This is a genomic window from Microvirga brassicacearum, from assembly GCF_008757455.1.
Taxonomy (GTDB): Bacteria; Pseudomonadota; Alphaproteobacteria; order Rhizobiales; family Beijerinckiaceae; genus Microvirga; species Microvirga brassicacearum.
In genome coordinates this window covers 1,857-7,078 of the sequence record NZ_VCMV01000058.1, presented here as the reverse complement: position 1 = coordinate 7,078, position 5,222 = coordinate 1,857, and the positions used below count along the sequence as shown (strand labels likewise).

The following is a 5,222-nucleotide window of genomic DNA, read 5'->3' as shown; positions in this document are numbered from 1 at the left end:
GGCGATGTTCTTGGCGAAGGCTGATGTAAGAGAGTTACCAAACTGGTCGGAGAGACCGATGAGTGTGTTGAAATGGCGTTTGCGATCCTCGGTGACCGGGTCGTCACCTAAATCGCCAGGTTTTCTCCTGTCGCTCATTGTGCGGATTCTCCAGATTATTGGACTTGCAACGCTCCTGAGCGCCTGTGTGCACAAGGCCAGGAAGCCCGACTTGGTTTTCGACTCAGGCAAACTCTCTGAGCAGGAATGGGAGCTCGCTGACAAAACATGCGAGTTCGAGGCGGCTAAAGCCGTCATCCCCATCAAGATCGCCGAAATCGCGGGGGAGCAATTTCGTAGAATCTACATTTTGTGCGTCGAATCGAAGGGTGTGAAATATCTTGGAACAGAAGATAGATTAGGAGTTTCGCAGACACCGCGTTGAATTCAATGGTCGTACCGTTCCCACAAGATAGCTGCTTATAAAACGGACGATCGGCAGCGGCGCCAGCGCCATCTTCAGCCCGGTTTCCACAAGAGATCGCCGCACCGACTTCAGCACATCATCAAACTTCTTGCCCTCGGCGATGTTCTTGGCGAAGGCTGATGTAAGAGAGTTACCAAACTGGTCGGAGAGGCCGATGAGTGTGTTGAAATGGCGTTTGCGGTCTTCCTCTAAAGGATCATCGGTTTTACTCAGGCGGCTTTGTCGCCAAGTTATCGGCCATCGTCTATCCCTTCGTCCTTGTGGCTATGGTTTTGTCGCTTCCCGGCTGTCTAGCGCGCAACAACAGGCCTCACTTGGTCTTCGATCTTGGTCGGCTGTCGCAGAACGAATGGCAACAGATCGATAAAGAATGTGATTTTGAAGCTGAGAAGGCGGTCATTTCCGTCAAAATTGGAGAGATTAAAGCCGAAGAGAGGCAAAGAATTTTCATTCTGTGCGCGGAAGCCAAGGGTGCGAGATTTGTCAGAGCAGAGTACCGATGACGTGTGCATTTTCAGCCTGCGTTCAGATTATGAAACATTGTATCTATGGTGATCTCATGATCGGAGAACGCTATGGGTGTTATAAACGGCAAGCATCTTCAGACACTGCACGGCAGGCAGAAGGGTCCTCGAACCGGCGCGACATATAAGGAGCGCCTCATCCGATCCGGACCCGCACTGGTGCGGACAAGCGCCATCTCGGGCTTGTACCTGTGCATGACGGCCTGCATGTCCATCACAACCCCCATGACGGCCCCTATGTTTTTCAAGACGGCAGGGCTTACTGACGAACGATGGAACAGCGTCCGGAAGGAATGCAACTACGAAGCGGAGAAGGCTGTCGCCTCCGCTGGTCCTAAAACACCCGTCGAATACAAGCGCAATCGGCTCTTTGTCATGTGCGCCGAACTCAAAGGAGCGAAGTATGTCGGGTATGCAAGTTTGCCCGTGGAGCAATGGAACGCAATCCGCAAGCTTTGCACCGAGGAGTTCGAAGCTGCGATCGCCGGCCTGCCGGAATCGCGCAGGCGCGGCGAATTACGGGACGAACGGAAATTCGAATGCGTCAAGCGCAACGGCATCTCTCTCCACGACGGATTTCCTTCGTAGAGTATGACCTGGCGGGTCTGCGTGCTTCGAGACGGGCTTCGCCCTCCTCAGCATGAGGAGTGTGGGAGATTGCCCCACCTCATCCTGAGAAGTCGCCGCGTCTTGAGGAATCCGGCAAGTTTGCGCCCGTCGAGACGACCCCTCCGGCCTTCACCCATCGGGAAACGCCACCATCAGCCGTTCGAGATCTCCCCGCCCGGCGGGCGCGAGGCTTTGCTTGCAGGTATGCGCGTTCCAGGCCGCGATCAGCTCGCGCGGCGTCGCGCGCCAGAACTCTGTCGGACTCCACCGCAAAACGCCGAGGCCCAGCGCCATCGCGTCTTCCCACGGGAACGGCTCTCGCGGGAAGGGCTGGCGCGCGCTCATGCGGTCTGCGGCGGCGGAGGGTTTGGCGAAAGCCCTCCTTCGGCGCCAGGCTCGTGCGCGCCGAAGGTGCTCACCAGAAGCGCCACGATGGCTTGCGCCACCGGCTCGATGCCCTCGCTCAACGCGAGATTGGCCACCTCCTTGTCGCTGATCGCATGGCCGCCGCCGCGCAAACCGAGGCCGAGGATCGTCAGGAGATCGCGGCTCGACAATCGCCCGGTGCCGAAGCGCTCGGCCAGCGCATTCAGGTCGTGCACGCCGAACGCATCCTCGAGCTCCGCCAACGCGCCAAGCGTGAGGCAGAGCGTATAGCGTTCATCGCCGAGGCACAGCGCAACCTCGCCTCTTCGTCTGTTTGCCATCGGATGCCTCACAACGCCACGAAGGTCAGCGCGCCGGCTGACTCGAACGACATTTCGAACGTCACTTCGCCCGCATGGTCGCCACGATATTCAAGACTGGTGATCAGGAACGGCCCCTCGATGCGGCCGAAATCCGGAATGACGATCTGGTAGCCGAGCGCTTCGCCGTCGAAGAAGACCTGGCGCATGCGGGCGTCGGATGCGTCGTCCTTGAACACGCCCGAGCCGGTGATGCCGGCGCGGCGAACGCCGACGCCCGCGAGCAATTCGCGCCAGCGGCCGGCGGATTCCGAATTCGTCACGTCGACGGTCTCCGCGTTGAACGCCACCTGGCGCGTGCGCAAGCCCGCCACCGTGACGAAGCCGGATGCGCCGTCGCTGATCTTGATGAGCAGGTCCTTGCCTTTTTGAGCCGGCATATGAATGTCCCTTGGTTGAAACTTCGCTTGTTGCGAAAAATCAGAAAACTTCCGTCACGGCGCGCAGTCGCAAGGTCGCGCGGACGAGTTGGCTTTCCTTGTCGCGCATCGATGCGATCTCGGTGACGCGCAGGTTGATGAGGCGCTGGCCATCGAGGGCGAGCGGCGCATCGTCGAGAATGGCCGCCATTCGCTCGGCGGCCGCGAGAGCATCCCGCGCGCTGCCCGGCTGAGCCCACACCACGATGGCGAGATCCTGCTCATGGCCGCGATCTGAATCGGTCGACCAATCGGCGGCCTTTACATCGCCGAACAGCGCGTAAATGCCGGATGCGGCGCGGGGCGGTTCATCGTAGAGGCGCAAGGACCCGCCCATCAGGCCAAGTAATTCCGCGTCGATGACCGCGCGGTCGAGAATGGCGCGACGCAAAGCCAGGATCGGACTTGTCATGCGCGCATCTCCTCGACCAGGCAGACCAGATCGCGGCGTGATCCGTCGGGATCCGATGTCGCCCTGATGGCAAAGCGACGCAACCCGAGCGTGAGGCGCATGGCACCGGTGACCCCATCGCGATAGCGAAGGGTGATCCTGTGCGTGAGCGCCTGTTCGGGCCTGTCGGCGCGCACCCGCTCGCTGCCGGAGAGCATTTCCATCGCGCCCCAGACTTGCGGGCCCGATGCGTAGGAGCGGATCATGCCGCCGAATCCATCCGGATTCTCCTGCGGCAATTCGAGAATGAAACGGCGCGCTCGCGCACCGATCGGCTGTGATCTGGTTTTCATGATGAAGGCTTTGCGAAATGCGATGCGTCAGAGGCGCGGTCGTTGAAAGGGGGCGATCAGCGCGAGCGCCTCGGGGGGCGGGTTCTGCACACCCGCCACGTCGCCGCGGTTCTCGAACCATTGCGCGACGATGATCTTGAGCGCGAGCCGCAAGGTCGCCGGCACGTCCTCGGCCGCGGGGCCGTAGCCGGCGCGAAAATCGATCGCGATGCCGTGGCGGGACCGGCCGGGCTCAGGTGTCGCGTTAAACCAGACCAGCGGCGGATCCTGCAGGCTGTCGACCTCGAACGCGTCGGCGGCAAGCGGCGTGGCGATGCCGGCCTCATCGAACACCTCGATCTTCTCGACGGCGATCAGGGGCGACAGCGGCAACGCGATGGACCGCGATGGCGGCCAGGCGTGCAGCAGCAGCCGCCATTTCTGCGCGACGAGGACACGGCGCGAAGCGGTTTCCACCACGAGGCGCGCCGCTTTCACCAAGCCGGCGATGAGATCATCCTCCGCATCGTCGTCGACGCGCAGATAGGCTTTCATGTCGGCGAGTGAAACGGGCTCGACGGCGGGCCCTTCGACGAGTATCGGAAACATCGGAACAGGAATCCTTCTTCATGATCAAACGGCTTCTCCGCCCGGTCCTCGCGGCCAGTCTCGCCTTGGTCTTCGTGGCGCCTGCGGCGCATGCCATCGTGGGCGGGGCGGAGGATGCGGGGTTGCTGTCGCGCGCCAGCGTGATGGTGCTGAGCTCGAAAGGCGGCGTGTGCAGCGCCGTCGTGGTGGCGCCGGATGTGGTGCTGACGGCCGCCCATTGCGTGACGGGCGCGGATGAGCACCGGGTGCATTTTCGCGATGGGGCCGGCGAGCCAATCCTCATCGTGCCGGCGGCGAAGGCGGTGCATCCGGGCTATGACGCGAAGGCGATCGAGAAGCGCACGCGTTCCATCGATCTCGCGCTGGTGCGGCTGCCGGAGCCCCTCCCCGCGCGGTTTGAAACCGCGACGCTCGATCCCGCGAGGCCCGCGAAGGGCGATCCGGTCACGGTCGCGGGCTACGGCCTCGCGCGCGATGGCGATGCCAAGACGACCGGCACGTTCCGCGCCGCCGACCTGACCGTGATCGAGCCCTATGGTCCGAGCCAGATCCTGCTATGGGTGCAGGGCAAGGGCGCGGCCGGGGCCTGCCAGGGCGATTCCGGCGGGCCGATGACGGCGGGCGATACGGTTGTGGCCATCACGAGCTGGTCGGCCGGAACCAAGGCGAGCCGCTGCGGCGGCATCACGCAGGGCATTCTGCTCGGGGCGCAGCGCAGCTGGATCGATCGCGTTGTCGCCGGCTGGCAGCGCGCCGCCCAATGGAGCGGCAATTAGGCGGTGGACTTCTGCGACCGCGCAGAACATCCTCACTGCTCGACGCTTCCCAATCATGGCACAGCCCCCCGTTCGTTGATGGAAAATGCGCGCATTCATTTGTCTCACACTCGCCGCCCTCGCATGTCTCGCCGCACCCGCGAACGCCGTCGTTCTGGGAACGCCGTCGCGCGATGCGAACGGCGTCAGGCGCGGCGTCGTCGCGGTTGAGAACTCGAGCGGCGAGTTGTGTTCCGGCGCACTCATTGCCCAGGATCTCGTGCTCACCGCCGCTCATTGCGTCGTCGACGAGGCATCGTACCGCATCGTGTCCGTCGACCGCGCGTTCAGGGCGCAGGCGTTGAACGTGG

10 protein-coding genes are annotated in these 5,222 nt (G+C 62.5%); 4 read left to right on the top strand and 6 right to left on the bottom strand.

Annotated elements, in window-relative coordinates; translation table 11 throughout:
* Positions 1-780 precede the first annotated feature (780 nt).
* On the top strand, positions 781-969 hold the full coding sequence (locus FEZ63_RS25025; protein WP_162419815.1) for a hypothetical protein: 189 nt from the start codon (positions 781-783) through the stop codon (positions 967-969).
* 228 nt (positions 970-1,197) lie between these two features.
* Positions 1,198-1,578: a hypothetical protein gene (locus FEZ63_RS21520; RefSeq protein ID WP_150948495.1), complete on the top strand. Its 381-nt coding sequence runs from the start codon at positions 1,198-1,200 to the stop codon at positions 1,576-1,578.
* Between the two features lie 150 nt (positions 1,579-1,728).
* Here FEZ63_RS21520 and FEZ63_RS21515 read toward each other — a convergent pair whose 3' ends face one another.
* From FEZ63_RS21515 to FEZ63_RS21490, 6 genes are read right to left on the bottom strand one after another with little or no spacing between them, the layout of a single operon-like run.
* Positions 1,729-1,944, bottom strand: a complete 216-nt coding sequence (locus FEZ63_RS21515) for a rcc01693 family protein (RefSeq protein WP_150948492.1) — start codon at positions 1,942-1,944, stop codon at positions 1,729-1,731.
* Positions 1,941-2,306, bottom strand: a complete 366-nt coding sequence (locus tag FEZ63_RS21510) for a gene transfer agent family protein (RefSeq protein WP_150948489.1) — start codon at positions 2,304-2,306, stop codon at positions 1,941-1,943. The genes FEZ63_RS21515 and FEZ63_RS21510 overlap by 4 nt, the downstream gene beginning before the upstream one ends.
* An 8-nt stretch (positions 2,307-2,314) precedes the next feature.
* Positions 2,315-2,725 (bottom strand): phage major tail protein, TP901-1 family, encoded by a 411-nt coding sequence (locus tag FEZ63_RS21505; protein WP_150948486.1) that lies wholly within the window; start codon positions 2,723-2,725, stop codon positions 2,315-2,317.
* A 40-nt stretch (positions 2,726-2,765) separates the two neighbouring features.
* Positions 2,766-3,176, bottom strand: a complete 411-nt coding sequence (locus FEZ63_RS21500) for a DUF3168 domain-containing protein (protein WP_150948483.1) — start codon at positions 3,174-3,176, stop codon at positions 2,766-2,768.
* Positions 3,173-3,508 (bottom strand): phage head closure protein, encoded by a 336-nt coding sequence (locus tag FEZ63_RS21495; RefSeq protein WP_150948480.1) that lies wholly within the window; start codon positions 3,506-3,508, stop codon positions 3,173-3,175. The genes FEZ63_RS21500 and FEZ63_RS21495 overlap by 4 nt, the downstream gene beginning before the upstream one ends.
* Before the next feature lie 27 nt (positions 3,509-3,535).
* Positions 3,536-4,042, bottom strand: a complete 507-nt coding sequence (locus FEZ63_RS21490; RefSeq protein ID WP_244622924.1) for a head-tail connector protein — start codon at positions 4,040-4,042, stop codon at positions 3,536-3,538.
* Positions 4,043-4,116: 74 nt separating this feature from the next.
* Here FEZ63_RS21490 and FEZ63_RS21485 point away from each other — a divergent pair, with 74 nt between their 5' ends.
* Both FEZ63_RS21485 and FEZ63_RS21480 read left to right on the top strand, forming a co-directional pair.
* Entirely contained in the window at positions 4,117-4,872 is a 756-nt protein-coding gene (locus tag FEZ63_RS21485) for a S1 family peptidase (protein ID WP_150948474.1), read from the top strand.
* A gap of 85 nt (positions 4,873-4,957) precedes the next feature.
* Positions 4,958-5,222 (top strand): trypsin-like serine protease (locus FEZ63_RS21480; protein ID WP_150948501.1); only part of this gene is annotated, 265 nt, incomplete at its 3' end.